Below are 26,947 nucleotides of genomic sequence, written 5' to 3' on the forward strand. Positions count from 1 at the left end.
CCCTTCGAGATATCTGCCTCGTCTCGCTGCACCGAACGATGAAGTTCGGCTTGCATGGTTGACCCAAACCGGGCTTGGAACCCGGGGAAGACTTGATAGATGTCGTCCCCTTCGGAACGCCACCATGGCGAATACCTCCCTGCCGTCCGCCGCACGTTACGGTTTTCGACAGGGCGCCGGCCCCCGCCTGCCCACGAACGTCTCGCGAAACACTCCGGCGACGGAAGCAACACTATTATGGAGGACGATTTCCAGACGGGGAAAATGCGAGCGAGTTTTTTTATTCGCGGGGTGCCGTTTCCCCTTCTCCCCTCGGGGAGAAGGTGCCCAAAGGGCGGATGAGGGGCTTCCGTCCGCCGGACGCCCTACAAATCCACAAACGCGGAATCCACCGCGTCTCCCCGCCGTGCCGCCCCCTCATCGCCTCGCTTTGCTCGGCACTTCTCCCCGAGGGGAGAAGAGGGAGACTGCGGCACGGACAGCGCTGGCCCTCAGCGTAACGACCCTCGAAGGACGAGGGCGGATGTGGGGTCTCGACATGCATTCACCCCCAAATTCCTTCCTTTAGTTCCGCAAAGCCGCCTTCCGCTCAGCGCTCAATCCGCAGGCACATCAAACACTTCGCCCGCCCGCAACGGCCGAAACCGCTCGGGCGCGATCCCATGCTCCCTCAGCGCTTCCGTCAGCTGGCGAAGCGGATCGTCGATCGCTTCGTCCGTCAGCTGAAACGTCCCGAAATGATGGCCGACCACATGGGCAGCCTTGCATAGCTGCATGCCCTTTACCGCTTCATCAGGATTCTGGTGCTGCCCCTTCATGAACCATCGGGGCTCGTAAGCGCCGAAGGGCAGGATTGCCAGGCGGAAGTCGCCGTGCTTGTGGCGCGCCGACCGATAATTGATGCCGTCGTGAAAGCCGGTATCGCCGACATGGTAGATCTTCCCCGCCGGCGTAGAAATCACGAAAGCGGCCCACAGCGCCATCCGCCGGTCGCCCATGCCGCGAGCCGACCAATGGTGGCAGGGTTCGGCGTCGATGGTGACATCCTCGTTGATCACGATGCGGTCGCCCCAGTCCATGGCCACGACATCCGCATCCGGCACGGCGCGGCGAATGATCTTGTCGTTGCCGAGTGGCGTCATGAAGCGCGGGCGATGGGCCTGCTGCAGCCGTTTCAGCGTCGCGACGTCGAGATGATCGTAGTGATTATGGGTCACGAGCACGAGGTCGATCGGCGGCAGGTCTTCGAACACGATACCCGGCGCGACGACGCGTTTCGGCCCGATGAAGGTGAAGGGACTGACGCGCTCGGACCAGACCGGGTCCGTCAATATATTCAGCCCCGCCACCTGGATCAGCATGGACGCATGACCCACCATGGTAACGCGCAGGCCCTCGCCATCAACGCGAACCTCGGGCTTTGCCGGCGGAAAGGGGCTGGCAACAGCCTTTGGCCACTTCGCCCGATCGCTGGCGAATTGCCATTTCAAAAGCGCACGCAACCCGCCCGGCTCTACGCCATCGGGATTGAAGAAATATGAGCCATCGAAATGATCGGAGACCGGGCCTTGATAGTAGGGGTTGCGTTTCCGTGCGGGCGCGGGAGCATCTGCCATGTTGCCTCGTTGGTATTGTTCCGGGAACATGTGGCGCAGCGCCTTCTATTTTTAAAGCGTCAAGCGGGCTGTTTCTCCATTTTGGCCCCCTCGCCTTGACTTTCGAAGCTCTTTCCTGTTAATCGCGCCTCATCTGCGACGAGCTCAAGCCTCCTAGCCACCGACCGGGACCCTGAAAAGGTATAAAACGATCCCGGAGGTCCACACCCGACAGCGCGCTGCGCCCTCGGGTGCTTTTTGGCTTTGCGTCTTGTTTTCGTCAAGGAAAAGACCAACGTTTCGAGCTATCGCAAGACGCGCCCAGAAACGACGAAGGAAGAGCTGATGTTTGAAAACCTCCAGGACCGTCTGAGTTCCATTCTCAATGGACTGACCGGCCGTGGCGCCTTGTCGGAGGCCGATGTGTCCGCAGCGCTGCGCGAGGTTCGCCGCGCGCTGCTCGAAGCCGACGTCGCCCTGGATGTCGTGCGCTCGTTTACGGACCGCGTCCGCGCGAAGGCCGTCGGCGCCGAAGTCCTGAAGTCGATCAAGCCCGGCCAGATGGTCGTCAAGATCGTCCATGACGAGCTGATCGAGATGCTCGGCTCGGAAAGCGTCGGCGTCGACCTGCATGCGGTTGCACCAGTCGTCATCATGATGGTCGGCCTGCAGGGGTCCGGCAAGACCACCACTTCCGCCAAGATTGCCCATCGCCTGACGACTCGCGACCGCAAGAAGGTCCTGATGGCCTCGCTCGACACGCGCCGCCCGGCAGCGCAGGAGCAGCTGAGACAACTCGGTGTACAGGCGAATATCGACGTCCTGCCTGTGATCGCCGGCCAGTCTCCGACCGATATCGCCTCGCGCGCCGTGCAGGCAGCCAAGCTCGGCGGCCACGACGTCGTCATCCTCGACACCGCCGGCCGTACGCATATCGACGAGCCGCTGATGGTCGAGATGGCGGAGATCAAGAAGAAATCCAACCCGCATGAAATTCTGCTGGTTGCCGACAGCCTGACCGGCCAGGACGCCGTCAATCTCGCCCGCAGCTTCGACGAGCGCGTCGGCATCACCGGCCTCGTTTTGACCCGCATGGACGGCGATGGCCGCGGTGGTGCCGCCCTTTCGATGCGCGCCGTCACCGGCAAGCCGATCAAGCTCATCGGCGTCGGCGAAAAGATGGGCGAGCTCGAGGAGTTCCACCCGCGCCGCATCGCCGACCGTATCCTCGGCATGGGCGACATCATTTCGCTGGTCGAGCGCGCTGCGGAAAACATCGACGCCGAAAAGGCGGCCGCCATGGCCGCCAAGATGGCCAAGGGCAAGTTCGACCTGAACGATCTCGCCGACCAGCTGCGCCAGATGCAGAGCATGGGCGGCATGGGCGGCATCATGGGGATGATGCCTGGAATGGGCGGCATGAAGGACAAGATGGCCGCCGCCGGCCTCGACGACAAGCTGTTCGGCCGGCAGATCGCCATCATCCAGTCGATGACCAAGGCCGAGCGTGCCAACCCCGATATGCTGAAGCACTCCCGCAAGAAGCGCATTGCCGCCGGTTCCGGCACCGATGCCGCCGCCATCAACAAGCTTTTGAAGATGCACCGCCAGATGGCGGACATGATGAAGGCGATGGGCGGCAAGGGCAAAGGCGGCATGATGAAGCAGATGATGGGCGGCCTTGCCGGCAAGATGGGTCTCGGCGGCATGGGCGGAATGGGCGGCGGAATGGGCGGCATGCCTGACCTTTCGAGCCTGGATCCTCGCCAGTTGGAAGCCCTGCAGAAGCAGGCAGAGGCTGCCGGTCTCGGCAAACCCGGCAGCATGCCGAACCTTGGTGGCGGCCTGCACGGCCTTGGCAACGTCAAGCTTCCAGGTCTCGGCGGCGGGTTCCCGGGGCTTCCGGGATTGCCGAAGAAGAAGTGAAGAGGATCGCCTGACCCATGATTGATCCAGACGTGAAGACCCAGCTCGCAGGCTACCGCCAGTCGATCGACAACATCGATGCTGCCCTCGTGCACATGCTCGCCGAACGCTTTCGCTGTACGAAAGAGGTCGGCGTGCTGAAAGCCAAATACGACCTGCCGCCGGCCGACCCGGCGCGCGAAGAATACCAGATCGAACGCCTGCGCCATCTGGCAAAGGAAGCCAATCTGGATCCGGATTTCGCCGAGAAGTTCCTGAACTTCGTCATCAAGGAAGTCATCCGCCACCACGAACAGATCGCAGCCGATTTCAAGGCTTGATCCGAAACTGATAACGCCGCTCAGAGAGAGCGGTCCAACGAAAAGTCTGAAGGAGTACAGAAAATGCCATTGAAAATTCGTCTCGCCCGCGGTGGTTCCAAGAAGCGCCCTTACTACCACGTCGTCGTTGCCGACGCCCGCTCGCCCCGCGACGGCCGCTTCCTCGAGAAGCTCGGCTCGTGGAACCCGATGCTGGCCAAGGAAGACGCAAAGCGCGTCGAGCTGAACGCCGAGCGCATCAAGCATTGGATGGACCACGGCGCACAGCCGACCGACCGCGTTCTCCGCTTCCTCGCCGAAGCCGGCGTTGCAACACGCGAAGTCCGCTCCAATCCTGAAAAGGCAAAGCCAGGCAAGAAGGCCCAGGAACGCATCGCCGAGCGCGCCCAGAAGGTTGAAGACGCCGCTGCCGCAGCTGCAAAGGCTGCCGAACCGGCATCCGCAGAATAATCCTGGCCGCTTTGGCCCACAGAACGACAAAGCGGGTGGCATGGCGACATGCCGCCCGCCTTTTTGTTTGCCATAAACTGATGTTCCTCTATGAGAGGGATAATCTCGATCCTCAACCAAAGCAGTGGCTAGGCCATGACAAAGCTTGAAAACCCGGTATTGATGGCAACGATCGGCGGAGCTCAAGGGCTGCGCGGCGAAGTGCGCGCCCGCGCCTACACCTCCGATCCCAGCGCCCTTGGCGACTACGGCAACCTCCAGACCCTCGACGGCCGCACCTTCGAAGTGCTTGAAATCCGCCAGACGAAGAACGTCGTCATCGTCCGCTTTCGTGGCATCAATGACCGCGAGGCGGCGGAAGCGTTGAACGGCCTCGAGCTCTATATCGATCGCGACAACCTCTCCGACGACGAGCTGGATGAAGACGAATTCTTCTATGCGGACCTCGAAGGCCTCGAAGCCGTCGATGATAAAGGGACGGGCTACGGCATCGTCAGCGGCGTCTACGATTTCGGCGCCGGCGATCTGCTGGAGCTGAAAGGCCCCGGAAAACGCCCCGTGCTCATTCCCTTCTCCGAAGCCGCCGTCCTCGAAATCGATCTCGAGAACGGCAGGATCCTGATCGATCCCCGCGCTGCCGGCCTGATCGACGATCCGAAGGACCAGATCGGCAGGCCGCCGAAATCTCCGGGCAAGTCCCCGGGCAAGCCAAAAGATTGATCCGGCCATGAGCTTCCGGGCAACGGTTCTGACGCTTTATCCCGAAATGTTTCCGGGCCACCTCGGAGCATCTCTCGCGGGCAAGGCGATGGAACGCGGACAATGGTCGCTCGACACACTGCAAATCCGCGATTTCGCCACTGATCGGCATCGCACGGTCGACGACACCCCGGCCGGCGGCGGCGCCGGAATGGTGCTGAAGCCTGACGTATTGGCCCGCGCCATCGACCATGCCTGCGAAAACGACCGCCGTCCCCGGCTACTGATGAGCCCGCGCGGTCGGCCATTGACGCAGGCACGCGTTCGCGAACTGGCGACAGGCGAAGGCGTCGTCATCGTCTGCGGTCGCTTTGAAGGCGTCGACCAGCGCGTCATCGATGGCCGCAATCTCGAGGAAGTCTCGATCGGAGACTATATTCTATCAGGCGGAGAACCGGCGGCGCTGACGCTGCTCGACGCGATCGTCCGGATCCTGCCAGGCGTGATGGGCAACGATCTCTCGGGGCTGCACGAGAGCTTCGAAAACGGTCTGCTCGAACATCCGCACTACACCCGTCCGCAGGAATGGGAAGGAAGCGAGATTCCGTCGGTCCTGACCTCCGGCAATCACGGCGCCATTGCCAAGTGGCAAAAACAGGAAGCGCTACGGCTGACCAAAGAGAGGCGTCCGGACCTTTTGGAACAGCTTGAGAAGGAAAAAATGTCCACCAAGGGATGACAAACCCCTGCGTTTGGTGTAACTGCCCACGCGGACATGGGTTATACCCGTCGACCAGCAAACAAAGAATGGCGAATTCGCTCCCGTCCGGAAGGACAAAATCCCGAGGCATTGTCCAAAGGATCATTGGCTGAGCGCTCTGGCTGTTACAGAAAAACTAGAGGTTTAGACCAATGAACATCATCCAGCAGCTTGAGGCCGAACAGGCCGCCAAGATCGAAGCCCAGCGCAAGCTTCCTGAATTCTCCCCGGGCGACACGCTTCGTGTCAACGTGAAGGTCACGGAAGGCACGCGTACCCGCGTACAGGCCTACGAAGGCGTCTGCATCGCCCGCTCCGGCGGCGGCATCCATGAGAACTTCACGGTTCGCAAGATTTCCTACGGTGAAGGCGTCGAGCGCGTATTCCCGATCTATTCGCCGATGATCGAAAGCGTCGACGTCGTTCGCCGCGGTAAGGTCCGTCGCGCCAAGCTCTATTACCTGCGCGACCGTCGCGGCAAGTCTGCTCGTATCGTTGAAGACACGGGCACCCGCGCTCGCAAGCTCAATGACGCCGAGCGCCAGGCATTTGCCGAGGAAAAGGCACGCCTCGAAGCCGAGAAGGTTGCAGCAGCACAGGCACTGGCAGCCGAAAAGGCAGCAGCAGAAGCCGCTGAAGCAGCAGCTGCCAAGGAAGCAGCCGCAGCCAAGGCCGCTGAAGAAGCAGCCGCCGCAGCCGCAGAGCCTGCAGCAGAATAATCTTTCGCTAATCGAATTTCGAAAAGGCGGCCCCCGGGTCGCCTTTTTTATTGTCGGGATTTCTGGGAAAGGCATTCCCGATCTCGCACAAGCTTTGGATTGCCGTTCCTCAATTTATGCACGACGCGATGTCAACCGGCTTGTCATCCCCTTGGCAACTATGACAGTTTCCTCACGCGCTAATATGGGGAGATTTTCATGTCGCTACGTCGTTCGTTCCTTCTGGGCCTGACCGCCCTTGCCCTGATGCCCTTTGCAAGCTTCGCAGCCGGCCTGCCTGATCTGGCGGGTAAGAAGGTCGTGGTCGTCACCGAGAATGCCTATCCGCCGCTGCAGTTCGTCGATCCGAAAACGGGCAAGGCGATCGGCTGGGAATATGACGCGATGAACGAGATCGCCAAGCGGCTGAATTTCAAGGTCGAGTACCAGAACACCAGCTGGGATGCGATGATCCAGGCGGTATCAGATGGGCAATACAACATCGGCATGACCGGCATCACCATCAAGGAAGATCGCAAGCAGAAGGTCGATTTCTCCGACCCCTACATGCGCTCGCAACAGTTCATGCTGGTCCGCGGCGACGAGAAGCGCTTCACGGATGCGAAAACCTTCGGCGCCTTCAAGGATGGACTGGTCGGGGCGCAGGCAGGCACCACGCCGTTCTACACCGCCGTCTACGAAGTGCTCGACGGCAACGAGCAGAACCCGCGCATAAAGCTGTTCGAGACATTCGGCGCGACGGTCCAGGCGCTAAAGACCGGCGACGTCGACACGGTGCTGACCGACGGCACCGCCGGCAAGGGCTATGTCGACGCATCGGGCGGCGCCTTGAAGCTCATCGGCGGCCCGCTCGGCGTCGAGGACTTCGGCTTCATCTTCACCAAGGGCTCGGATCTCGTCGCCCCCGTCAATGCGGCAATCGCGGCGCTGAAGGCCGACGGCACGCTCGACGCACTCAACAAGAAGTGGTTCGTAGACTACAAGATGGGCCAATGAGTTCGCGCCGAGTGCAGATCCGAAGCTTCGCCTGATGGACCCGCAGCCCCCTCCGGCCGGAAACGTCGAGGGCGACTATCCCTGGTGGCTGGTCGCTCTCGCTATCCTGGCGATCGGCATCGCCGCCGTCATCGTCACCAACGACCTTTACGCCCAGGTCTTCCAGACCGTAGCAAACGGCGCCGCGATCACCATATTCGTCACGCTCGTGGCCTTCGTGCTCGCCACCCTGTTCGGCCTCGGCATCGCGCTGCTCGGTCTCTCGGACAGCATCGTGCTGCGCCAGATCTCGCGCTTCTATATCGAGGTGATCCGAGGCATTCCGATCCTCGTTCTCTTGTTCTACGTCGCCTTCGTCGGAGCACCCGCAGTCGTCACGGCATATAATTTCATCACCGCTCCGCTTGTCGCCGCCGGCTGGACAGAACCGCTGATGGTACGCGAAGTCTCTCTCATGTGGCGCGCCATCATCGCTTTGACCATCGGCTACGCTTCCTTCATCGCCGAGATCTTCCGCGCCGGCATTCAGGCCGTCGATCACGGCCAGATCGAAGCCGCAAAGGCGCTCGGCCTCTCGCGCTATCAGCGCTTTCGCCTCGTCGTCTTCCCGCAGGCGATCCGCGTCATCTTCCCGCCGCTCTCCAACGATTTCGTCTCGATGGTCAAGGATTCGTCGCTGGTCTCGGTACTAGGCGTCGCCGATATCACGCAGATGGGAAAGGTCTACGCATCAGGCTCGTTCCGCTTCTTTGAAACCTACTCCATCGTCACCTATATCTACCTGATCCTGACGATCGGTCTGTCGCTTGTGCTGCGGCAGGTGGAAAAGCGGATGCGCAGAACGCCCGGACGGTAGATCTCCGGCGTCTGCGGCTGAATGTCGTCATTGCCGACGGCGTGAAAAATTGATAAGAGCGTCGCTTATGACAAGGATCATGGGGAAAAGCGGACATTACGTCCCGGTTTTCGTGCTGCAGGACCATAAGCGCCTGCCGGCCCGTTTCTTTGCGATGATTTCGGGCGCGCTAAACAGCCGACTTAGCTGACCTCGCCTAGGCGGCGGACCGCTTCCGCCAATTCCTTTTCCATGACACCAATACGGATTTGTAGCCATGAGCGCACCCCGCACCCTTTACGATAAAATCTGGGATGACCACGTCGTCAACACGCAGGACGATGGTACCTGTCTTCTCTACATCGACCGCCACCTCGTTCACGAAGTGACGTCGCCGCAGGCATTCGAAGGCCTGCGCATGACCGGTCGTCATGTTCGCGCGCCGCAGAAGACGCTGGCCGTCGTCGACCACAATGTGCCGACCTCGCCTGATCGTCATCTCGGCATCAAGAACGAGGAAAGCCGCATCCAGGTCGAAGCATTGGCAACCAATGCCGCCGAATTCGGCGTCGAATATTATTCGGCCAGCGACAAGCGCCAGGGCATCGTCCATATCGTCGGCCCCGAGCAGGGCTTCACGCTGCCCGGCATGACCATCGTCTGCGGCGATAGCCACACATCGACCCACGGCGCCTTCGGGGCGCTCGCCCACGGCATCGGCACGTCGGAGGTCGAGCACGTTCTCGCCACCCAGACGCTGATCCAGCAAAAGGCAAAGAACATGCTGGTCCGCGTCGACGGCCAGCTGCCGCCTCACGTGACCGCCAAGGACATCATCCTTGCCATCATCGGCGAGATCGGCACAGCCGGCGGCACCGGCCACGTCATCGAATTTGCCGGCGAGGCAATCCGCGCGCTGTCGATGGAAGGCCGCATGACCATCTGCAACATGACGATCGAGGGCGGCGCCCGCGCCGGCCTGATCGCGCCGGATGAGAAGACCTTCGAATATATCAAGGGCAAGCCTCGCGCGCCGAAGGGCGAGCAGCTGGCGCAGGCGATCGAATACTGGAAGACGCTGCAGACCGACGAAGGCGCCCATTATGACCGCGTCGTCGTCCTCGATGCCGCCGCCTTGCCGCCCATCGTCTCCTGGGGCTCCTCGCCGGAAGACGTGATCTCCGTGCAGGGTATCGTTCCGAACCCGGACGAGATCCAGGACGAGAACAAGCGGACATCGAAGTGGCGTGCGCTAGACTACATGGGCCTGAAGCCGGGCACCAAGATGACCGACATCACGCTCGACCGCGTCTTCATCGGCTCATGCACCAACGGCCGCATCGAGGACCTGCGCGAAGTCGCCAAGGTCGTCGAAGGCAAGACCGTCGCCTCCACGGTCGATGCGATGATCGTACCCGGCTCCGGCCTCGTCAAGGAGCAGGCGGAAGCCGAAGGCCTCGACAAGATCTTCAAGGCTGCGGGTTTTGACTGGCGCGAGCCCGGCTGTTCCATGTGCCTTGCCATGAACGACGACCGCCTGAAGCCCTACGAACGCTGCGCCTCGACCTCGAACCGCAACTTCGAGGGCCGCCAGGGCCATAAGGGCCGCACGCATCTGGTATCGCCCGCCATGGCAGCCGCCGCCGCAATCGCCGGCCACTTCGTGGACATCCGCGACTGGAAGTGATGCAGCGTCCCTGCACCGGCTCGACAAGGCCCACTCGCTACTCGACGTCATCCTCGGCCTTGTGCCGAGGATCTGCCCAGCTCAATGAGATCGCAGATGCTCGGGACAGGCCCGAGCATGACGAGAGAAGCGGGGGCTTTGTCAGCATTTTCAAGGCACGCTCGTCGGGGCGTCATCAAAGCATCTGCCGGAGCTCGCCGAACCAGTGGCCGACAAAATCGCCGAAGAAATAGGGGCCTAGTCCCCAGACGCCAACCCACAAGGCGGCGCCGACCATGTTGGCGATCACGAAGCGAAGCCACGGCATGTCCATCGAGCCGGCGACCAGGCCGTTCAACTGCCGCAGGATGACGAAGAAGCGGGCGGTGACGACGATAATGGCGCCCTTCGCGCGAAAAACCTCCTCCAGCTTGTGCAAACGGTCGGGCGTCAGCTTCACCAGCCAACCATACCGCTCGAGGATCGGACGACCGCCGAAGCGACCGATCAGGTAGCCGGTGAAGTCGCCGAGGACCGCAGCCACCCACACGGCAAGGCAGACGTCGACAATGGCGAGATCCTGCCGCGATGCGAGCAGCGACGCGCTGACCAGGGCGCTTTCGCCCGGCAGTGGCACACCGAGCGATTCGAAATAGATGATGATGAAGAGGGTCAGCAATCCGTATTGATGGAGGTAGGTGCCGATGGCCGACCAGGCGTCATGCAGGAAACTCAAGTGATGGCTTTCATGATTGAGCTGAAGGATCTGGGATGCCGATACCCCACTCTCCGCCCGCATGCCAGCAGAGAGTGGATCGGGCGCTTCCTTAGAACGCCGCCGTCATCGGATCGGGACCGATCCGGCCCTTCGGTGTATCGAGCCTGTCTATTTGGGCCAGGTCGTCGGCATCCAGTTTGAAGTCGAACACCTTGAAGTTCTCCTCGATCCGGCTTGGCGTCACCTACTTCGGAATGACGATCAGGCCGTTGTCGATGTGCCAGCGAATGACGACCTGCGCCGGCGTGCGACCGTGTTTTGCCGCGACCGATCCGATGACGGGGTTGGTCAGAAGCTGACCCTGTCCGAGCGGGCTCCACGATTCGGTCTTGATCCCGAGCTCCTCGTGAACCTCCCGCAAGGCGCGCTGCTGGAAATCAGGATGCAGTTCGACCTGGTTGAGCACAGGCGTAACACCGGTTTCGCCGACAATGCGCCTCAGCTGCTCGGGCCCGAAATTGGAAACGCCGATCGATTTCGCCTTGCCCTCTTCCTTCAGCCGCACGAAAGCCTTCCAGCTGTCGAGATAGCGGTCGCGCTTCGGCGCCGGCCAGTGGATGAGGTAAAGATCGACGTAGTCTGTGCCAAGCCGCTTGAGGCTGGCATCTATCGCTCTCAGCGTCGTGTCGAAGCCCTGCGCATCGTTCCAGAGCTTGGTCGTCAGGAAAATCTCGCTTCGTGTAACGCCGGAGCTGCGAATGCCCTCGCCGACACCGTCCTCGTTGCTGTAGATCGCTGCTGTATCGACATGGCGATAGCCTGCGGCAATTGCCGCACGCACGGTGGGAGCCGCGATATTCTCCGGCGTCCGCCAGACGCCGAGGCCCACCTGCTGGATGGAATTTCCGTCGTTGAAGGTAATTGAAAGTTGATCGGTCACAATATCTCTCCGAATGACTGACGCATCCTTGATCAGGGAAATCGCAAACGGCGCGAATGGCCGAGCAATTCTATATAGGTCCCGGGCGCTGTTATATAAGTGCGAGCGATGCAGCAGGGCCGTCGCTACAGCACCCGGACGGTCATTCCCTTGCGCATGTGCCGAACCAGACGCCGCATATCGGCCAGACTGACGGCGATGCATCCGGCTGTCGGCTCATAGCCGGGCTTGATCAGGTGAAAGAAGATCGCCGATCCACGATTGCGGCGTCGCGACGTGACGTTCCAGTCGAGCACGAGACACACGTCGTAGAGCCCGTCGCCACGCATCATCTCTTCGTGGCTCGGCTTGAACGGCGCTTTCACCAGCCTGTTGTAGTTGGGATTTTCAGGCTGGTCGCACCACAGCATGTCCTTCCGTATCCGCCGCATGGAAAGCGGCGTCGCAAGGGACCGAACATGATCGCCGCGCGTGAACCCGTAAAGCAGCTTCATCGCGGCGATCGGCGTGGCGCCGTCCCCTTCTAGCTTAAGGGCGCGCCGCCCCGATCGACCAATTGCCGCCGGCACCGTCAGCCCGCCAAACTGCACCAGCGCACGGCTGCTTCGTCCCGGAGCCGGCCGTACGACGATCGTCGATGACGTTGGACGACGACCGTGCCTTGCTTTTTCCATCTTTCTCACATGTTTTTGCTTTGCGCGTGATTTCATTTGAAATCATAGCAGTTTCAAGGGGACGACCAAGCCGTCGCCGTCGTCTCGCTTGCCAAAAACGCAATTTGGCGTAGGACTTTACTAGATCGAACCATGAGGACGAGATCCGTATGACCGCACGCACCATTCTATTGGTGGACGATGACAACGACCTCCGCGAGATGCTGGTCGAGCAATTGTCGCTTTATGAAGAGTTCTCGGTCTTGCAGGAAGCCAACGCCGCCAAGGGCGTGGCGGCAGCGCGCGCAACTCCCGTCGACCTGCTGATCATGGATGTCGGGCTGCCCGACATGGATGGACGCGAGGCCGTGAAGCTGCTGCGCAAGGGTGGCTTCAAATCGCCGATTATCATGCTGACCGGTCATGACACCGATTCCGATACCATCCTTGGGCTGGAAGCCGGCGCCAACGACTACGTCACCAAGCCGTTCCGCTTTGCCGTGCTTCTCGCCCGTATCCGCGCGCAGCTGCGCCAGCACGAGCAGAGCGAGGACGCCACCTTCACCGTCGGCCCCTATCTCTTCAAGCCGAGCCAGAAGCTGCTGACGACGGACGACGGCCAGAAGATCCGCCTGACCGAGAAGGAAGCGGCGATCATTCGCTATCTCTACCGCGCCGACCAGAAGGTCGTCACGCGCGACATCCTGCTGGAAGAGGTCTGGGGCTATAATTCCGGCGTCACCACCCACACCCTCGAAACGCATGTTTACCGCCTGCGCCAGAAGATCGAGCGCGATCCGTCGAATGCCGAGATCCTGGTGACGGAAAACGGCGGCTACAAGATCATACCGTAAGGCAGGGACGTCACCATGGCGCTGACCGATGACATCCGCCTGCTCTCGCACCTGCCCCTGTTTCAGGGCATGGGAGACGAGCAGCTGCGCCTGATCGCGTTCGGCGCCGACCGGCGCCACATCGCCGCCGGCCAGACGCTCTTCCGCGAAAAATCACCTGCCGAATGCGCCTATGTCGTCACCGGCGGGAGTTTCGAGCTGACCACGCTCGACCAGAAGGGAAGCTCGCGCGTCGAGGCGGTCGTCCAGCCCGGGACCCTGCTCTCCGAGCTCGCACTCGTGACGCTGGTGGAGCGGAAGTATACGGCGGTGGCGCTCGAGGATTCCGACGTCATCCGCATCACCCGCTCGCTGTTCCACAGGTTGATCGAGGAATATCCCGAGGCTGCGCGGCTGATCGAAAGCCGGGTGCGCGACAATTTCAATACCATGGCAAAGCAGGCCGCAGCCATGCTTTACCGGTTTTCCTGACGATCTTCAGAGATTGAAATGCGCCGTCACCGGCACGTGGTCCGACGGACGCTCCCAGCCGCGCGCCGCCTTGGTAATCTCGATGCGCTGAAGCAGCGGGCCGAGGTCGGATGACGACCAGATGTGATCGAGGCGACGGCCACGATCGGCCGCTTCCCAGTCCTTGGCGCGGTAGCTCCACCAGGTATAGAGCTTTTCGCTGGCAGGCACGTGCTGGCGCATCAGATCGAGCCAGGCGCCCCGCTTCATGACCTCTGTCAGCCCGTCGGTTTCGACGGGCGTATGGCTGACGATCTTCAGAAGCTGCTTGTGCGACCAGACGTCATGCTCGAGCGGCGCGATATTGAGGTCGCCGACAAGGATGGCCGAGGTGTTGGGCTCGCCATTGGCATGCAACCGCTTCATCTCCTCGATGAAATCGAGCTTGTGACCGAATTTCGGATTGATCGCCCGATCAGGCTCGTCGCCGCCGGCCGGAACATAGAAATTATGCAATCGAATGCGCCGGCCGCCGCGTTCGAAGATTGCCGAGATATGACGCGCGTCACCCACGCCGCAGTAGTCCTGGCGATGATCCTCGACGAGCGGGATGCGCGAGGCGATTGCAACGCCGTGATAGCCCTTCTGCCCGTGGATGATGACGTGGTCGTAGCCCATCGCTCGAAGCGGCGACAGCGGGAAGAGGTCGTTGCGAACCTTGGTTTCCTGCAGGCAGATGATGTCAGGCCGATGCTGCATCACGAACTGTTCGATGATCGGCATGCGCAACCGCACCGAATTGATATTCCAGGTCGTGATCGAAAATCCCATGCGGCGCCCCTTCAGCCAGTGTCGGCCATGGATTTAGACCGATGGGATGCGAAAGGGAACCAGCGCGATGCGAAAAATGAAGAGGCGGCATCGTGTCGCCACGATACCGCCTGCAGGCAAATCAGATCACCATTGAAATCAACGCTTGCGGGCGTTGAGGTCGCCGTAGGGGATGCGGAAGACGCTCTCGTCGAAGCTGGTGTTGGACTTCACGTTGTTGATGATGACGGACGTGTCCTTGCCCTGGTTGTCTGTCACGGTCCACTGCCTGAGATCGTAGGTCTTGGTATCGAACATCATCGTGATGGTCGAATCGCCGAAGATGGTGCGGCTGCCGAGCACGATCGTCGTAAGATCAGGTTCGGTCTTGACGCTCCGAACCATGTCTGCGGACAGATCGATCTTGCTGGCGAGCAACAGCGTCAAAGGCGTCTTCGACAGCGGGTAGATGTCCCAGGTCTTCAGCTGCACGTTTCCGACAACGACGTTGTTGCCGTCGGCGATAACCCGCATCGGCGATGGGTCGTCATAGTTGAAGCGCAGCTTGCCGGGACGCTCGATGAAGAACCTGCCGCTGGTCTGGTCGCCGCGCGGCCCGAACTGCACGAATTCGCCCTGCATCGTCTTCGTTGCCGAGAAATGGTCGGCGATCTGCTGCGCCAGGCCCGAAGTATTGGCCGAGGCCTGCGCGAAGGCTTCGAACGGCAACGCGGTCGCGGCGGCTCCGATCGCGCAAACGCCGAGGAAATCGCGCCGCGTCATCGTCCAGCGGCTCGAGAGTTGTGCGGCGGGGCGGACGTCAGTCTTTTTCATTCAATTCTCCTTTGTCCGATCTTCATGGCGCTGAAAACCGGCGTCTTCATGGCGTGTCGTCACGAGGATATATAGGGCGCGCCTCGGCATTGCCGAGGGGCTGTCCGGCAGGCAACGCCGGATTAAGACTGCTACCGGTCGAGAATATCCGATTCCGTCGGCACGAGGATCTCACGCTTGCCGGCGTGGTTTGCCGGGCCGATGATGCCCTCCTGCTCCATGCGCTCGATCAGCGATGCCGCCCTGTTGTAGCCGATGCCGAGCCGCCGCTGGACATAGGAGGTCGACGCCTTGCCGTCACGCAGCACGATCGCCACCGCCTGATCGTAGGGATCATCGGATTCGGAGAGATTGGACGTGCCCGCAGGCCCGCCACCGTCTTCATCGTCATCGTCGTCGGCAGCGGTGATCGCATCGAGATATTGCGGCGAACCCTGGGTCTTCAGATAGGCGACGACGTCCTCCACCTCGCCATCGGACACGAAGGGCCCGTGGACGCGCTGGATGCGCCCGCCGCCGGCCATATAGAGCATGTCGCCCATGCCGAGCAGCTGTTCTCCGCCCTGCTCGCCGAGGATGGTGCGGCTGTCGATCTTCGACGTCACCTGGAAGGAGATGCGGGTCGGGAAGTTGGCCTTGATCGTGCCGGTGATGACGTCGACCGACGGGCGCTGCGTCGCCATGATGACATGGATGCCGGCCGCACGCGCCATCTGCGCCAGGCGCTGCACCGCGCCCTCGATATCCTTGCCGGCGACCATCATCAGGTCGGCCATTTCGTCGATGATGACGACGATATACGGCATCGGCTTCAGGTCGAATTCCTCGGTCTCGTACATCGCCTCGCCGGTCGCGCGGTCGAAGCCGGTCTGGACGGTGCGCGAGATCGCCTCGCCCTTGACGGCTGCCTGCTCGACGCGGGTATTGAAGCCGTCGATATTGCGCACGCCGATCTTCGACATTTTCTTGTAGCGCTCTTCCATCTCCCGGACGGTCCACTTCAGCGCCACAACGGCCTTCTTCGGATCGGTGACAACGGGCGACAGCAGGTGCGGAATACCGTCATAGACGGACAGTTCGAGCATCTTCGGGTCAATCATGATCAGGCGGCACTGCTCGGGTGTCAGCCGGTAGAGCAGCGACAGGATCATGGTGTTGATGGCAACCGACTTACCGGAACCGGTCGTCCCGGCCACCAGCAGATGCGGCATCTTCGCGAGATCGGCGATGACGGGTTCGCCGCCGATCGTCTTGCCGAGCGCCATCGCGAGCTTTGCCTTGGAGCCCTCGAAGTCGCGGCTGGCCACCAGCTCGCGCAGATATACCGTTTCACGAATATTGTTCGGCAGTTCGATACCGATGGCGTTGCGGCCCGGTACCACCGCGACGCGGGCGGCAATCGCGCTCATCGAGCGAGCGATATCATCGGCAAGCCCGATGACCCGCGACGACTTGATACCAGGCGCAGGCTCGAGTTCGTAGAGCGTCACCACGGGACCCGGGCGGACGTGGATGATCTCGCCCTTGACGCCGAAGTCCTCCAGCACGCCTTCAAGCATGCGGGCGTTCTGTTCCAGCGCATCAGCGGAAAGCGTCGAATCGCGAACGATCGCGCGTGGCTCTGCAAGGAGATGCACCGCTGGAAGCTGGAAGCCTTGCGGGCGGATGAAGGATGTCTGCGCCTCGCGTTCGGCGCGAATACCTGGTTTCGGCCGCGCTGCAGGAGGAATGACCCGATGCCCGGCATGTGCACCGGAAGGCTTGGCCGAGGCGGGGCTGATGGCCCAGTCGTCCTCATCCGGCAGGATATCCCTGGGGCGCCTCATTCCCATATCGAAGGGCAGATCGTTGTCGTCCTCATCCTCATCGTCATTGCCGACGCTGATGGGAGGCGCCGAAACGATACGGCGTGAAGCAGGCCCCTCCAGCGACGGTTCCAGCCGCTCGCCGCGCGTGACGGGTGTCTTGGCGCGAACGGGCTCGTTGAGCGTGCCGAACTCGTCGTCGTTGAAATCGTAAGGGGCATCGAAGGCATGATCGCGCCGTTTGCGCGGGCCCATGCCGAACAGGCGGCGCATGCGGGCCTGCGCATTATACCAGACGTGGATGATCGCTCCGAAGGCAAGGAAGCCACCGTCGCCGTCATCCTCGTCGTCGCTGTCGCCGACAGTGCGGGCGCGGCTCGGAGCATCGTCGAAGACGTCCTCATCTTCGTCGAGGATGGTGCGGCCGATAATGCCGGACGCAAACAGCATGAGCCACGCGGTCGGGACAGCGAAGATGCAGCCGAGCACGATCGCGAAAAGACCGCTTGGATAGGCTCCAACGAACAGAGCCGGAAAGCGCAGGATCATATCGCCGATCACGCCGCCGATGCCGTTCGGGATCGGCCAGGTCAGCGGCGCCGGAAAGCAGCCGACGACTGCGGCAGCCGCGATCGCGCCTGCCACCCATGCACCGAGACGGGCGGGAAGACGATCAATTCTACGGCCGGAGACAAGCGCAAGGCCCCATGCGACAACCGGAAGCATGGCGAGCACGCTGGAAAGGCCGAGCGCCTGCATGACGATGTCGGCAAAGGCGGCACCGGTATAGCCGAGGATATTTGTCGGCGAGTTGCCGGTTGCGTAGGAATAGCTCGGGTCCAGCACGTTCCACGTCGCCAGCGCTGCGACTGCCAGCGCCAGTACGAGGAACAAGGCAAATCCGGCAAGACCGGTGATCTGCCTCAATACGAATGTCGAGAGCGTAAAGCGGACGGGACGACCGTCCAGTGCCGCCGAATTGCTTCTGCCCATAGTGCCCAGCCCGTCAGTTGGCAAATACCGGGACGAATCGACCACATGCCGCCCGCCCGATGAATCCGCTCCACCTAATCAGACCAGGGTTAATGCCCTATTAACCATCAGGCCGGGACGGCACCTTCTATTGGTTTATGTTGAGCGCAAGAACTAGGCCGGCAACAAAAAAAGCCCGAACCAGAGGTTCGGGCCAAAAGCGGCTTATATTTCGATAGGCCGCGACGGGACGTTTAGCGGTGGCGAAGACATTGCTCCGCCACCGCAAGCTCTTGAAATCAAGACGCGTGGTAGGCTGCTTCGCCGTGAGAAGCGAGGTCGAGACCTTCGCGTTCGGCTTCGACGGTGACGCGCAGGCCGACGACGACGTCGACGACCTTGTAGAGGATGAGCGAGCCGACGCCGCACCATACGATGGTGGTGACGACAGCCGTCAGCTGAACCATGAACTGGCTGCTCATGGTAACGCCCTCTGCATAGCCGACGCCGCCGAGCGATGCGCTGGCGAAGATGCCGGTTGCAAGCGCACCGAAGATCCCGCCGACGCAGTGAACGCCGAAGACGTCAGCCGTGTCGTCATAGCCGAACTTGTTCTTTACGACCGACACGAAGAAGTAGCAAAGCGGCGAGACGATGAGGCCCATGGCGATTGCGCCCATAGGACCGGCGATACCGGCGGCAGGCGTGATGGCAACGAGGCCGGCAACCATGCCGGAAGCGCCGCCGAGCATGGAGGCCTTGCCGCGGGTGAAGGTTTCAACAACCGACCAGGAGACGATGGCGGCTGCCGTCGCGATGAAGGTGTTGACGGTGGCAAGCATCGCGCCGCCCGAAGCTTCGAGGTTCGAGCCGGCGTTGAAGCCGAACCAGCCGACCCAGAGCATGGAGGCGCCGACCATGGTTAGCGTCATGGAATGCGGAGCCATCATGTCCTTGCCGTAGCCGGTGCGCTTGCCGATCAGGAGAGCGCCGCAGATACCGGCGATGCCAGCATTGATGTGAACGACGGTGCCGCCTGCGAAATCGAGGGCGCCCATTTTGAAGAGGAAGCCGTTCGAATCCCAGACCATGTGGGCGATCGGGAAGTAGACGAAGGTTGCCCACAATGCGCAGAAGAGTACCGATGCGGAGAACTTGATGCGCTCGGCATAGGCGCCGATGATCAGTGCCGGCGTGATGGCGGCGAAGGTCATCTGGAAGAGCATGAAGATGAACTCAGGAATGACGACGCCCTTGGAGAAGGTCGCAGCCGTGGTCGTCGTGTTGACCCCCATCAGGAACATCTTGGCAGTGCCGCCCCAATATGGGCTGGTGCCGCCGCCGAAGGCAAACGAATAGCCGTAGATCACCCAGATCAGCATGACGACCGCACCGATCATCGTGCACTGCATGAGAACGGAAAGCATGTTCTTCGCGCGAACCAGGCCGCCGTAGAACAGGGCGAGGCCTGGAACCAGCATGAACAGCACGAGGATCGTCGAGATGAACATGAAGGCGGTATCGCCCTTGTCGACGACAGGAGCAGCAGCGGCAGCGGCGTCAGTAGCAGCCGGCGCAGCCGTCTGCGCAAATGCGATTGCCGGGGCTAGCAGGGCTGCGGATGCAGCGCCCACCCTGGCAAGCGTGGAAGAAAACTTAGGAAACGACATTGCAAAAAACTCCCTGATCGGCCGTGACTTACAGCGCTTCTGAATCGGTTTCGCCAGTGCGGATGCGCACGGCATGGTCAATCGAATAGACGAAGATCTTGCCGTCGCCGATCTGGCCGGTCTTGGCGGCAGCGGCAATGGCTTCGACTGCCTTGTCGACGATTTCGGTTGCTACTGCGACTTCGATCTTCAGCTTTGGAAGAAAGCTCACCGCGTATTCAGTACCGCGGTAAATTTCGGTATGTCCCTTCTGGCGACCGTAACCCTTCACTTCTGTCACGGTCAGGCCCTGAATGCCGACCGCCGTGAGGGCCTCGCGGACCTCATCGAGCTTGAACGGCTTGATTATGGCCATCACAATTTTCATCTGGTTCCCATCCTTTGTTTACCCTCGGCACGGAGCCGACTCTCCTTGCCCGCTGACATCAAATCAAGCAGCGACCGGACATACACATTCAAAGGGCGTGCCAGATTCGAACTGGTTGATAAGTTATTGAAAAGTAAAGATTATAATTGTCGGTCCTAATAAAGATGCAAATGGCAGGCGAGTAATCGCATAAACAATAGGCAAATTAAAAAAAATGCACACTAGTTAATCATTTGCCTTTTTCCGAATCAGCCCTTCCTGGGCGACGGACGCAATCAGGACACCGGATCGCGTAAAAAGGCTACCGCGGGCTATGCCGCGGGCTCCAAAAGCACTCGGACTATCCTGCGCATAGAGAAGCCAGTCGTCGAGCTTGCAGGGTCGATGAAACCACATCGCGTGGTCGAGGCTGGCGATCTGGAGGCTTTGATCGAACACCGATGTCCCGTGCGCATAGAGGGCTGCATCGAGAAGCGTCATGTCGGAAAGATAGGCGAGTACCGCCGCCTGACAGACGCGATCGTCCGGCACCGGTCCGTTGGCTCGCACCCAGACATTCTGGCGCGGGTCGAGCTTCGTATTCGAGAAATAATGCGTCAGCGAAACCGGCCTGATCTCTATCGCCCGTTCCCGCTCCCAATATTTGCGGATCGGCTCCGGCGCATGCACAAGATATTTCTCCTTGATTTCCTTTTCGCCGAGCAGCGCCTCGGGCACCGGCACATTGGGCATCCCGATCTGATGATCAAAGCCGGGTTCGTCGATCTGGAAAGAGGCCGACATCGCGAAGATCCCCTGGCCATGCTGGATTGCGAGAACCCGCCGCGTGTTGAAGCTCGAGCCATCGCGCAGGCGTTCCACCTGATAGACGATCGGCACGGAGGGATCGCCGGGACGCATGAAATAGGCATGCAGAGAATGCACGAAGCGGTCGCTTTCAACGGTTCGCTGCGCCGCCATCAAGGCCTGGCCGATGACCTGGCCGCCAAACACCCGCTGCCAGCCGGCCTCGGGACTATTGCCGCGAAAGAGATTGACCTCGAGCTGCTCGAGATCGAGCGTCGCGATCAGTTGCTCCATGGCGGTCGGCTTGTCTGTCTCGCGCGTCATTTGGCATACTCCAACGGTAGGAACGGATCGCTTCCTGTTCTATATAGATCAGGAATGGATGACGAGGAACGGGAGCGCGCGATGTTGGACATGCTGGTGGTGGGTGGCGGCTACGTGGGTCTGGCAGCAGCGGTTGCCGTCAAGCAGGCAGCGCCCCATCTCGATGTCATGGTCGTCGAGGCCGCGCCCGAAAACGTCTGGAAGAACGATACCCGCGCTTCCGCCATCATCGCCGCTGCTTCGAAGATGCTGTCTGTTTTCGGCGTCTGGGACGAGATCCTGCCGGAAGCCGAGCCGATCACCCGCATGATCGTGACCGATAGCCGCACGTCCGATCCGGTTCGCCCCGTATTCCTGACCTTCGATGGCGAGGTCGCCGAAGGCCAGCCCTTCGCCCATATGGTGCCGAATGTGACGATGGTCGCGGCTCTGCGCGGCGCCTGCGAACGTCTGGGTATTGAAATTCGCCACGGCCTTTCTGCCGCCGATTTCACCACCGGCGACGCCAGTGTCACCCTTTCGCTTTCGGACGGATCGACGCTGGAAGCGAAATTGCTGGTCGCCTGCGATGGCGTCCGCTCCACGCTCCGCGACATGGCCGGCATCAAGACCGTCAATTGGGAATACGGACAGTCAGGTATCGTTGCCACCGTCGAGCACGAGCGCCCGCACAATGGCTGCGCCGAGGAGCACTTCCTGCCCTCGGGCCCGTTCGCGATCCTGCCGCTGAAGAACAATCGCTCCTCGCTCGTCTGGACGGAACGCACCGCCGATGCGGATCGGCTCGTCGCCTCCGACGATCTGATTTTCGAGGAGGAACTGGAGCGCCGCTTCGGTCACAAGCTTGGGGGCCTGAAGGTCATCGGCGGCAAGCGCGCGTTCCCGCTCAGCCTCACCCTTGCCCGTGCCTTTGTCGCACCGCGGTTCGCGCTTGCCGGCGACGCCGCCCACGGCATCCACCCGATTTCCGGCCAGGGGCTCAATCTCGGCTTCAAGGATGTGGCAGCACTTGCTGAGACGGTCGTGGAAGCCGATCGCCTCGGCCTCGATATCGGCTCCATCCACACACTGGAGCGCTATCAGACCTGGCGTCGTTTCGACACGTTCCGCATGGGCGTCACGACAGACGTGCTCAACCGGCTGTTTTCCAACGATCTCGCGCCGATCAGGATAGCCCGGGATTTTGGTCTCGGCCTCGTCGAGCGAATGCCCAAGCTCAAATCCTACTTCATCGGCCAGGCCGCGGGCACGACGACATCAAGCAATCCGCGGCTCCTCGCCGGCGAAACGATCTAGGGCATTTTCCGGGAAAATGGATGCCGGTTTTGCGATCAAGAGCGGAAAGCACTCAATCCTCGATCCGGCGGGCCTCTGACATCAGCATGATCGGGATGCCGTCTCGGATCGGGTAGGCAAGACGCGCCTTTTCGGAGATGAGCTCGTTCTTCTCGCGATCATAGCTAAGTCGGCCCTTGGTGAGCGGGCAGACCAAAAGGTCCAGAAGCTTTGTGTCCACTTTGCTGACGGTTTCGTCCATGGAGATCCGCCTACTGAAGGACCGAATCGGAATCGCCGAAGCTGCGGGCGAGGACGATCTCGGTAATGGCAATGAACGTTTCCGCTCGGGTCTTCAAATCGGGGGCCTCGAGCAGCGCCTGCTTTTCGGCCGGCTCGAAAGGCGCCATCATTGATAGCGAATTGACCAGAGTCATGTTGCTCGCCCGCTCCACGCTCTCCCAGTCGGCCTCCAGCTTGTTGGCTTCGAGATAGGCCTTGAAGGCGGCAAGCAATGAGGCGCGATCGACGGCGTCCTCTTCGTCGCGTGATTTCAGATCAGCGATGAAGGGCGCGATACGGAAGCTGCGGTAGGGATGATGGCCCCCCACCTCATCGAGCAGACGGAAGCGGCAGATACCCGTGAGCGAAACGATATAACGGCCGTCGCCGGTCTCTGCGAACGACGTGATCCGGCCGAGGCATCCCACCTGCGCCAGATGTGTCGTATCGGACTGTTCGCCTAAGGCAGGCTGCACCATCCCGATCAGCCGGTTGCTCGATATGGCGGCATCGAACATCGCGAGGTACCGCGGCTCGAAGATATTCAGCGGCAATTGACCAGCCGGCAGCAGGAGGGCGCCCGAAAGCGGAAAGACGGCGACGGAATCCGGCAGATCGTTCGGCTTCAGATATCTCGCATTCCCGACTTGCATGAACGCAGTTCCCGCCTTTGTCGCATTGGCTGCGACAACTCTGTCATATTCATCGTCCCTGACGAAAATGTGGTGCCCACTGCCTAAAACGCAAGGTAGCGCGCAAAACTTTACGAGAACAGGATCGAGGACAATTTACGCCGAGCCGTCACCGTGGCCGGATCCTTGAAGCCCCACACATCGAAGAACTGCAGAAGCTGCCGGCGCGCGCCATCGTCGTCGAATGTGCGGTCCCGACGCATGACAGTCAAAAGATGCTCGGCAGCGTCGTCGCGCTTGCCCTGGACATTGAGAATCTTGGCAAGGCTGATGCGGGCTTCGTGATCGTCAGGGTTGATCGCCAGCGCACGCTCCAGCGCTGCCGGATCGCCCAGCTTGCGCGCTTCATCGATCTGGTCAAGCTTTTTCACTACGGCAAGTATGCCGGCATCCTGGGCAAGCGTATCCGGCAGGTCGGCCAGCGCTTCGCGGGCTCGATCGGTCTGCCCGGCGGCGATCATGCATTCGGCCATGCCGGCCAGCGCCTTGGCATTCTCCGGATCGGCCTGCAGCACCGCGCCGAATAGCTCGGCCGCACCATTGATATCGTCGCTCGCAAGTAGCGCGGCCGCCTCTTCGAGGATCGACGCGATCTGCGCCGCGTCGTCGTCCTCGCCGCGGGCGGGACCTGCAAGGCGATCAATGAATTCACGGACCTGGCTTTCGGGAACCGCACCCATGAACCCGTCAGCTGGGCGGCCGTTGACGAAAGCGATAACCGCCGGGATCGACTGGATCCCAAGCTGCCCGGCGATGGAAGGATGGTCGTCGATGTTCATCTTGACCAGCTTGACCCTGCCGCCACCCTCGTTGACGACCTTCTCCAGTACGGGCGTCAGCTGCTTGCACGGACCGCACCACGGCGCCCAGAAATCGACGAGCACCGGCTGATGGCGGGATTCCTCGATAACGTCTCGCGGAAAGGTCGCAGTACTGGTGTCCTTGATGTAGGACGCGCTCTGAGGCGCCGCGCCGAGATTGACCGAGGCCGACATCTGGCCGCCTAGGGAGGCGTTGTATGGATTGTCTGAGCCGCTCATGAATGTCTCCCGCCTGCCCGGCGTTCCGGGCCATTATTGTAGCGTTAAATCGTATCTCAGGCCGTCACTTTCAAGATAAGCGGCGCATGGCCCGTGGCCTCCATGAACCGGACGAGATCGCGGCTGCCGATGGATGTCGTCGCGTCGTTCGACAACGGATGGCAATTGATGACGTCGTGCGCCATCAGATCGGCATCCAGCACGAAGGTCACGTTCTTCTCCGTATCGTTGATGGCGCCGAATGCTGTCACCGAACCGGGGACCACCCCAAGATACTCCATCAGCTTTTCCGGTTTTCCGAACGAGACCTTGCTCGCTGCAGAGATAACAGTGTGAACCGTCTTCAAGTCGACGGCCGCATTCTCCTCGACCGTCAGCAGGAAGAAATTGTCCTTCTTGTCCTTCACGAACAGGTTCTTGGTGTGCCCTCCCGGGATTTCGTCGCGCAGGGATACCGATTCGGCGACCGTGAACACCGGCGCATGGTCCTTGGTATTATGCTTGATCCCGAGTTCGTCGAGGAAACGAAGAAGGTCGTCGCGGGTCTTGGGAGACAGTTCGGTCATTGCATACTCGTGATAGCAGATGGGATAGAACGCTTCGATGACAGCGCCTCTGATACGTCCGGGCCTGGGATTTGGCAATCTTCGAGCGCCAGGACAGCCGGCATTTCAGGACTTTCTTTCGAAAATCCAAGCCGCTCGGAATTTTTTCTTGGGCGCCCTGTTATTTTCCCTGTTGCATTTGAAAAACAGTTAGGCCATATAGCGCCCGTCGCCGCAAGGTGGCCTCCACGGTCCAACAGACTACCCCCGGACCAATGTGGAATGAGCGGGTGTAGCTCAGGGGTAGAGCACAACCTTGCCAAGGTTGGGGTCGAGCGTTCGAATCGCTTCACCCGCTCCAATTTTTCTCAAGACTAGTCGTGAAGACACAGTCGCGACCGTTCAGGCGGGTCAATATCGGCGGATTTCTCGGCCGCAAAGCCTTGGAAATGGCGACTTTGCCCCCGGATTCGGCACACGCCGCTTTATTAAGCAATCATCCATAATCGCGTGTCACCATCAATCATGTTTGATTTGCTGTTGCGGCTTTCGCATGCTGAAGCAAAAATGGGGGCGGTAAATGGATGGATTTGCAATGCTTCAACGCAACAACGACACGGAAACCGATGATGCGCTGGTCGACAGGCTGCAGCGCTCCGCGTTTGACTATTTCCTGCGCTACACCAATCCGGAAAATGGCCTGGTTGCCGACACCTCCATCAAGACGAGCCATTGCAGCATAGCGGCCGTCGGCTTTGCGCTTTCCAGCTACCCGGTCGGCGTCGAGCGCGGCTGGATCGAGCGGGCCGCCGCCGCCGAGATCGTGCTGACCACGCTTAATTTCTTCGCCGAGAGCCGCCAGGGCCAGGAGCGCCACGCTACCGGCCATCGCGGCTTCTACTATCATTTCATCGACATGAAGCGCGGCCATCGCGCCTGGAACAGCGAACTCTCGCTGATCGACAGCGCCCTTCTCATCCTCGGCGTGCTGACGGCAGCGGCATATTTCACTGGCGAGGACGAAACAGAAACAAGCATCCGCGAACTCGCGACGATGCTTTACGAGCGCATGGACTGGCGCTGGGCACTGAACAGAGGGCAGACGCTGACGATGGGCTGGAAACCCGGTGGTGGCTTCCTGCGCTGGCGCTGGCAGGGCTACGACGAGGCGATCCTGCTTTATACGCTGGCTCTGGGATCGCCTACTCATCCGATCCCGGCGTCGAGCTACGACGCATTTGCCTCGACCTACACCTGGATGATGGTCAAGGAAAAGCCCTTCCTCTACGCCGGACCGCTGTTCATCCATCTGTTTTCTCACGCATGGATCGATTTCCGCGGAATTCGCGATCGCTTCATGGCCGAGAAGGAATCGGACTACTTCACCAACACACAAATCGCCATCGGGGTGCAGCGGGACTACACCGAGCGCAACCCCGGCCACTTTGTCGGCTATAACCGCAATATATGGGGTTTGACGGCCTGCGACGGGCCCAACCCTTCCGGCGGCCGGCACAGCCGCAACACTCGTCCCAAGGTTCTGGGCTACGCCGCCCGCGGCGCTCCGTTCGGGCCGGATGACGGCACGATCGCACCCTGGGCGCCGCTGGCCTGCCTGCCATTCGACCGTGAGGCGGCGCTTGAGGGCACAAAGGCCCTTCTCTCCACTTATCCGAACTTGCTGCTCGATGAGCGCTTCCCCGGCGGATTCAATCCGACAGTTGAAGGCAGGGGACCGGAAGGCTGGATCGACGACCGCTCGGTCGGCATCGACCAGGGCATCCTAGTCATGATGATCGAAAACGATCGCACGGGGCTGATATGGAACCTGATGCGGCAGTCACAGATTCTTCGCAAGGGCCTTGAGCGCGCCGGCTTCACCGGCGGCTGGCTTGGAGGAACTGCGTCGGACGCAATCGCATGATCGGGTAGCAGCACCCTCTATAGGGGTGGAACAGTTTTGG

Annotated in this window: 26 protein-coding genes, 1 tRNA gene and 1 pseudogene; 14 read left to right on the forward strand and 14 right to left on the reverse strand. The window is 60.9% G+C overall.

The window, feature by feature from the left end:
- Positions 1–596: 596 nt before the first annotated feature.
- A complete protein-coding gene (locus tag CPY51_RS25505; protein ID WP_111163010.1) occupies positions 597–1,616 on the reverse strand; it encodes an MBL fold metallo-hydrolase in 1,020 nt (339 codons plus the stop codon).
- Between the two features lie 324 nt (positions 1,617–1,940).
- On the opposite strand from CPY51_RS25505, the gene ffh reads away from it, so the two are divergent.
- The 9 genes from ffh (at position 1,941) to leuC (ending at position 9,987) form a co-directional block, all read left to right on the forward strand.
- Positions 1,941–3,521 carry a signal recognition particle protein gene (ffh, locus tag CPY51_RS25510; protein WP_111163230.1) on the forward strand — a complete coding sequence of 527 codons (1,581 nt, stop codon included), beginning with the start codon at positions 1,941–1,943 and terminating at the stop codon, positions 3,519–3,521.
- 17 nt (positions 3,522–3,538) lie between these two features.
- Complete coding sequence (locus CPY51_RS25515) at positions 3,539–3,841, forward strand: chorismate mutase (RefSeq protein ID WP_111163011.1); 303 nt, start codon at positions 3,539–3,541, stop codon at positions 3,839–3,841.
- 63 nt (positions 3,842–3,904) lie between these two features.
- Positions 3,905–4,291 (forward strand): 30S ribosomal protein S16, encoded by a 387-nt coding sequence (rpsP, locus tag CPY51_RS25520; RefSeq protein ID WP_111163012.1) that lies wholly within the window; start codon positions 3,905–3,907, stop codon positions 4,289–4,291.
- Between the two features lie 135 nt (positions 4,292–4,426).
- On the forward strand, positions 4,427–5,011 hold the full coding sequence (gene rimM / locus CPY51_RS25525; protein ID WP_111163013.1) for a ribosome maturation factor RimM: 585 nt from the start codon (positions 4,427–4,429) through the stop codon (positions 5,009–5,011).
- Between the two features lie 7 nt (positions 5,012–5,018).
- The gene (gene trmD / locus CPY51_RS25530; protein ID WP_111163014.1) at positions 5,019–5,729 is read left to right on the forward strand and encodes a tRNA (guanosine(37)-N1)-methyltransferase TrmD; all 711 of its coding nucleotides are present in this window, start codon (positions 5,019–5,021) and stop codon (positions 5,727–5,729) included.
- A 173-nt stretch (positions 5,730–5,902) separates the two neighbouring features.
- Entirely contained in the window at positions 5,903–6,469 is a 567-nt protein-coding gene (gene rplS, locus CPY51_RS25535) for a 50S ribosomal protein L19 (RefSeq protein WP_111163015.1), read from the forward strand.
- A 198-nt stretch (positions 6,470–6,667) separates the two neighbouring features.
- Entirely contained in the window at positions 6,668–7,465 is a 798-nt protein-coding gene (locus CPY51_RS25540; protein WP_111163016.1) for a transporter substrate-binding domain-containing protein, read from the forward strand.
- Positions 7,466–7,499: 34 nt separating this feature from the next.
- Positions 7,500–8,321: an amino acid ABC transporter permease gene (locus tag CPY51_RS25545; protein WP_111163017.1), complete on the forward strand. Its 822-nt coding sequence runs from the start codon at positions 7,500–7,502 to the stop codon at positions 8,319–8,321.
- Positions 8,322–8,577: 256 nt separating this feature from the next.
- The gene (gene leuC / locus CPY51_RS25550; RefSeq protein ID WP_111163018.1) at positions 8,578–9,987 is read left to right on the forward strand and encodes a 3-isopropylmalate dehydratase large subunit; all 1,410 of its coding nucleotides are present in this window, start codon (positions 8,578–8,580) and stop codon (positions 9,985–9,987) included.
- A 175-nt stretch (positions 9,988–10,162) separates the two neighbouring features.
- Here leuC and CPY51_RS25560 read toward each other — a convergent pair whose 3' ends face one another.
- The 3 genes and pseudogenes from CPY51_RS25560 to CPY51_RS25570 form a co-directional block, all read right to left on the reverse strand.
- Positions 10,163–10,702, reverse strand: coding sequence for a DedA family protein (locus CPY51_RS25560; protein ID WP_420820737.1), 540 nt, complete (start codon positions 10,700–10,702; stop codon positions 10,163–10,165).
- Positions 10,703–10,793: 91 nt separating this feature from the next.
- A pseudogene (locus CPY51_RS25565) lies at positions 10,794–11,624 on the reverse strand (aldo/keto reductase).
- Between the two features lie 125 nt (positions 11,625–11,749).
- Positions 11,750–12,298 (reverse strand): L,D-transpeptidase family protein, encoded by a 549-nt coding sequence (locus tag CPY51_RS25570; RefSeq protein WP_111163021.1) that lies wholly within the window; start codon positions 12,296–12,298, stop codon positions 11,750–11,752.
- Positions 12,299–12,447: 149 nt separating this feature from the next.
- Between CPY51_RS25570 and CPY51_RS25575 the strand changes: the two genes are divergently transcribed.
- Both CPY51_RS25575 and CPY51_RS25580 read left to right on the forward strand, forming a co-directional pair.
- The gene (locus CPY51_RS25575; protein ID WP_111163022.1) at positions 12,448–13,131 is read left to right on the forward strand and encodes a response regulator transcription factor; all 684 of its coding nucleotides are present in this window, start codon (positions 12,448–12,450) and stop codon (positions 13,129–13,131) included.
- 15 nt (positions 13,132–13,146) lie between these two features.
- Positions 13,147–13,602, forward strand: a complete 456-nt coding sequence (locus CPY51_RS25580) for a cyclic nucleotide-binding domain-containing protein (RefSeq protein ID WP_111163023.1) — start codon at positions 13,147–13,149, stop codon at positions 13,600–13,602.
- A gap of 6 nt (positions 13,603–13,608) precedes the next feature.
- On the opposite strand, the gene CPY51_RS25585 is transcribed toward CPY51_RS25580, so the two are convergent.
- The 6 genes from CPY51_RS25585 to tesB form a co-directional block, all read right to left on the reverse strand.
- Positions 13,609–14,412, reverse strand: a complete 804-nt coding sequence (locus tag CPY51_RS25585; RefSeq protein ID WP_111163024.1) for an exodeoxyribonuclease III — start codon at positions 14,410–14,412, stop codon at positions 13,609–13,611.
- A 138-nt stretch (positions 14,413–14,550) separates the two neighbouring features.
- The gene (locus tag CPY51_RS25590) at positions 14,551–15,225 is read right to left on the reverse strand and encodes an outer-membrane lipoprotein carrier protein LolA (protein WP_111163025.1); all 675 of its coding nucleotides are present in this window, start codon (positions 15,223–15,225) and stop codon (positions 14,551–14,553) included.
- A gap of 131 nt (positions 15,226–15,356) precedes the next feature.
- Positions 15,357–18,023: an FtsK/SpoIIIE family DNA translocase gene (locus CPY51_RS25595; RefSeq protein ID WP_111163026.1), complete on the reverse strand. Its 2,667-nt coding sequence runs from the start codon at positions 18,021–18,023 to the stop codon at positions 15,357–15,359.
- A 278-nt stretch (positions 18,024–18,301) separates the two neighbouring features.
- A complete protein-coding gene (locus tag CPY51_RS25600; RefSeq protein WP_111163027.1) occupies positions 18,302–19,672 on the reverse strand; it encodes an ammonium transporter in 1,371 nt (456 codons plus the stop codon).
- A gap of 28 nt (positions 19,673–19,700) precedes the next feature.
- Positions 19,701–20,039, reverse strand: a complete 339-nt coding sequence (locus tag CPY51_RS25605) for a P-II family nitrogen regulator (RefSeq protein ID WP_111163028.1) — start codon at positions 20,037–20,039, stop codon at positions 19,701–19,703.
- Positions 20,040–20,264: 225 nt separating this feature from the next.
- Positions 20,265–21,149 carry an acyl-CoA thioesterase II gene (gene tesB, locus CPY51_RS25610; protein ID WP_111163029.1) on the reverse strand — a complete coding sequence of 295 codons (885 nt, stop codon included), beginning with the start codon at positions 21,147–21,149 and terminating at the stop codon, positions 20,265–20,267.
- An 81-nt stretch (positions 21,150–21,230) separates the two neighbouring features.
- Between tesB and CPY51_RS25615 the strand changes: the two genes are divergently transcribed.
- Complete coding sequence (locus CPY51_RS25615) at positions 21,231–22,445, forward strand: ubiquinone biosynthesis hydroxylase (protein ID WP_244598783.1); 1,215 nt, start codon at positions 21,231–21,233, stop codon at positions 22,443–22,445.
- A gap of 52 nt (positions 22,446–22,497) precedes the next feature.
- On the opposite strand, the gene CPY51_RS25620 is transcribed toward CPY51_RS25615, so the two are convergent.
- From CPY51_RS25620 to CPY51_RS25635, 4 genes are all read right to left on the reverse strand, one after another.
- The gene (locus tag CPY51_RS25620; protein ID WP_111163031.1) at positions 22,498–22,686 is read right to left on the reverse strand and encodes a Trm112 family protein; all 189 of its coding nucleotides are present in this window, start codon (positions 22,684–22,686) and stop codon (positions 22,498–22,500) included.
- A gap of 10 nt (positions 22,687–22,696) precedes the next feature.
- Positions 22,697–23,359, reverse strand: coding sequence for an LON peptidase substrate-binding domain-containing protein (locus CPY51_RS25625; protein ID WP_111163032.1), 663 nt, complete (start codon positions 23,357–23,359; stop codon positions 22,697–22,699).
- Positions 23,360–23,469: 110 nt separating this feature from the next.
- Positions 23,470–24,438 carry a thioredoxin gene (trxA, locus tag CPY51_RS25630; RefSeq protein ID WP_111163033.1) on the reverse strand — a complete coding sequence of 323 codons (969 nt, stop codon included), beginning with the start codon at positions 24,436–24,438 and terminating at the stop codon, positions 23,470–23,472.
- 56 nt (positions 24,439–24,494) lie between these two features.
- Complete coding sequence (locus CPY51_RS25635) at positions 24,495–25,004, reverse strand: prolyl-tRNA synthetase associated domain-containing protein (protein WP_111163034.1); 510 nt, start codon at positions 25,002–25,004, stop codon at positions 24,495–24,497.
- Between the two features lie 265 nt (positions 25,005–25,269).
- Between CPY51_RS25635 and CPY51_RS25640 the strand changes: the two genes are divergently transcribed.
- Together CPY51_RS25640 and CPY51_RS25645 are read left to right on the forward strand one after the other, a co-directional pair.
- Positions 25,270–25,344 (forward strand) — tRNA-Gly (locus CPY51_RS25640).
- Between the two features lie 234 nt (positions 25,345–25,578).
- A complete protein-coding gene (locus CPY51_RS25645; protein ID WP_111163231.1) occupies positions 25,579–26,907 on the forward strand; it encodes a glucoamylase family protein in 1,329 nt (442 codons plus the stop codon).
- Positions 26,908–26,947 lie beyond the last annotated feature (40 nt).

Source organism: Arminella tubonensis (assembly GCF_003240585.1).
GTDB classification, from domain to species: domain Bacteria; phylum Pseudomonadota; class Alphaproteobacteria; order Rhizobiales; family Rhizobiaceae; genus Rhizobium; species Rhizobium tubonense.

Excerpts from the sequence above, each read along its gene's own strand:
- CPY51_RS25505 (WP_111163010.1), bottom strand. The coding sequence starts at position 1,616 with ATGGCAGATGCTCCCGCGCCCGCACGGAAACGCAACCCCTACTATCAA.
- ffh (WP_111163230.1), top strand. The coding sequence starts at position 1,941 with ATGTTTGAAAACCTCCAGGACCGTCTGAGTTCCATTCTCAATGGACTG.
- CPY51_RS25515 (WP_111163011.1), top strand. The coding sequence starts at position 3,539 with ATGATTGATCCAGACGTGAAGACCCAGCTCGCAGGCTACCGCCAGTCG.
- rpsP (WP_111163012.1), top strand. The coding sequence starts at position 3,905 with ATGCCATTGAAAATTCGTCTCGCCCGCGGTGGTTCCAAGAAGCGCCCT.
- rimM (WP_111163013.1), top strand. The coding sequence starts at position 4,427 with ATGACAAAGCTTGAAAACCCGGTATTGATGGCAACGATCGGCGGAGCT.
- trmD (WP_111163014.1), top strand. The coding sequence starts at position 5,019 with ATGAGCTTCCGGGCAACGGTTCTGACGCTTTATCCCGAAATGTTTCCG.
- rplS (WP_111163015.1), top strand. The coding sequence starts at position 5,903 with ATGAACATCATCCAGCAGCTTGAGGCCGAACAGGCCGCCAAGATCGAA.
- CPY51_RS25540 (WP_111163016.1), top strand. The coding sequence starts at position 6,668 with ATGTCGCTACGTCGTTCGTTCCTTCTGGGCCTGACCGCCCTTGCCCTG.
- CPY51_RS25545 (WP_111163017.1), top strand. The coding sequence starts at position 7,500 with ATGGACCCGCAGCCCCCTCCGGCCGGAAACGTCGAGGGCGACTATCCC.
- leuC (WP_111163018.1), top strand. The coding sequence starts at position 8,578 with ATGAGCGCACCCCGCACCCTTTACGATAAAATCTGGGATGACCACGTC.
- CPY51_RS25570 (WP_111163021.1), bottom strand. The coding sequence starts at position 12,298 with ATGGAAAAAGCAAGGCACGGTCGTCGTCCAACGTCATCGACGATCGTC.
- CPY51_RS25575 (WP_111163022.1), top strand. The coding sequence starts at position 12,448 with ATGACCGCACGCACCATTCTATTGGTGGACGATGACAACGACCTCCGC.
- CPY51_RS25580 (WP_111163023.1), top strand. The coding sequence starts at position 13,147 with ATGGCGCTGACCGATGACATCCGCCTGCTCTCGCACCTGCCCCTGTTT.
- CPY51_RS25585 (WP_111163024.1), bottom strand. The coding sequence starts at position 14,412 with ATGGGATTTTCGATCACGACCTGGAATATCAATTCGGTGCGGTTGCGC.
- CPY51_RS25590 (WP_111163025.1), bottom strand. The coding sequence starts at position 15,225 with ATGAAAAAGACTGACGTCCGCCCCGCCGCACAACTCTCGAGCCGCTGG.
- CPY51_RS25595 (WP_111163026.1), bottom strand. The coding sequence starts at position 18,023 with ATGGGCAGAAGCAATTCGGCGGCACTGGACGGTCGTCCCGTCCGCTTT.
- CPY51_RS25600 (WP_111163027.1), bottom strand. The coding sequence starts at position 19,672 with ATGTCGTTTCCTAAGTTTTCTTCCACGCTTGCCAGGGTGGGCGCTGCA.
- CPY51_RS25605 (WP_111163028.1), bottom strand. The coding sequence starts at position 20,039 with ATGAAAATTGTGATGGCCATAATCAAGCCGTTCAAGCTCGATGAGGTC.
- tesB (WP_111163029.1), bottom strand. The coding sequence starts at position 21,149 with ATGACGCGCGAGACAGACAAGCCGACCGCCATGGAGCAACTGATCGCG.
- CPY51_RS25615 (WP_244598783.1), top strand. The coding sequence starts at position 21,231 with ATGTTGGACATGCTGGTGGTGGGTGGCGGCTACGTGGGTCTGGCAGCA.
- CPY51_RS25620 (WP_111163031.1), bottom strand. The coding sequence starts at position 22,686 with ATGGACGAAACCGTCAGCAAAGTGGACACAAAGCTTCTGGACCTTTTG.
- CPY51_RS25625 (WP_111163032.1), bottom strand. The coding sequence starts at position 23,359 with ATGCAAGTCGGGAATGCGAGATATCTGAAGCCGAACGATCTGCCGGAT.
- trxA (WP_111163033.1), bottom strand. The coding sequence starts at position 24,438 with ATGAGCGGCTCAGACAATCCATACAACGCCTCCCTAGGCGGCCAGATG.
- CPY51_RS25635 (WP_111163034.1), bottom strand. The coding sequence starts at position 25,004 with ATGACCGAACTGTCTCCCAAGACCCGCGACGACCTTCTTCGTTTCCTC.
- CPY51_RS25645 (WP_111163231.1), top strand. The coding sequence starts at position 25,579 with ATGCTTCAACGCAACAACGACACGGAAACCGATGATGCGCTGGTCGAC.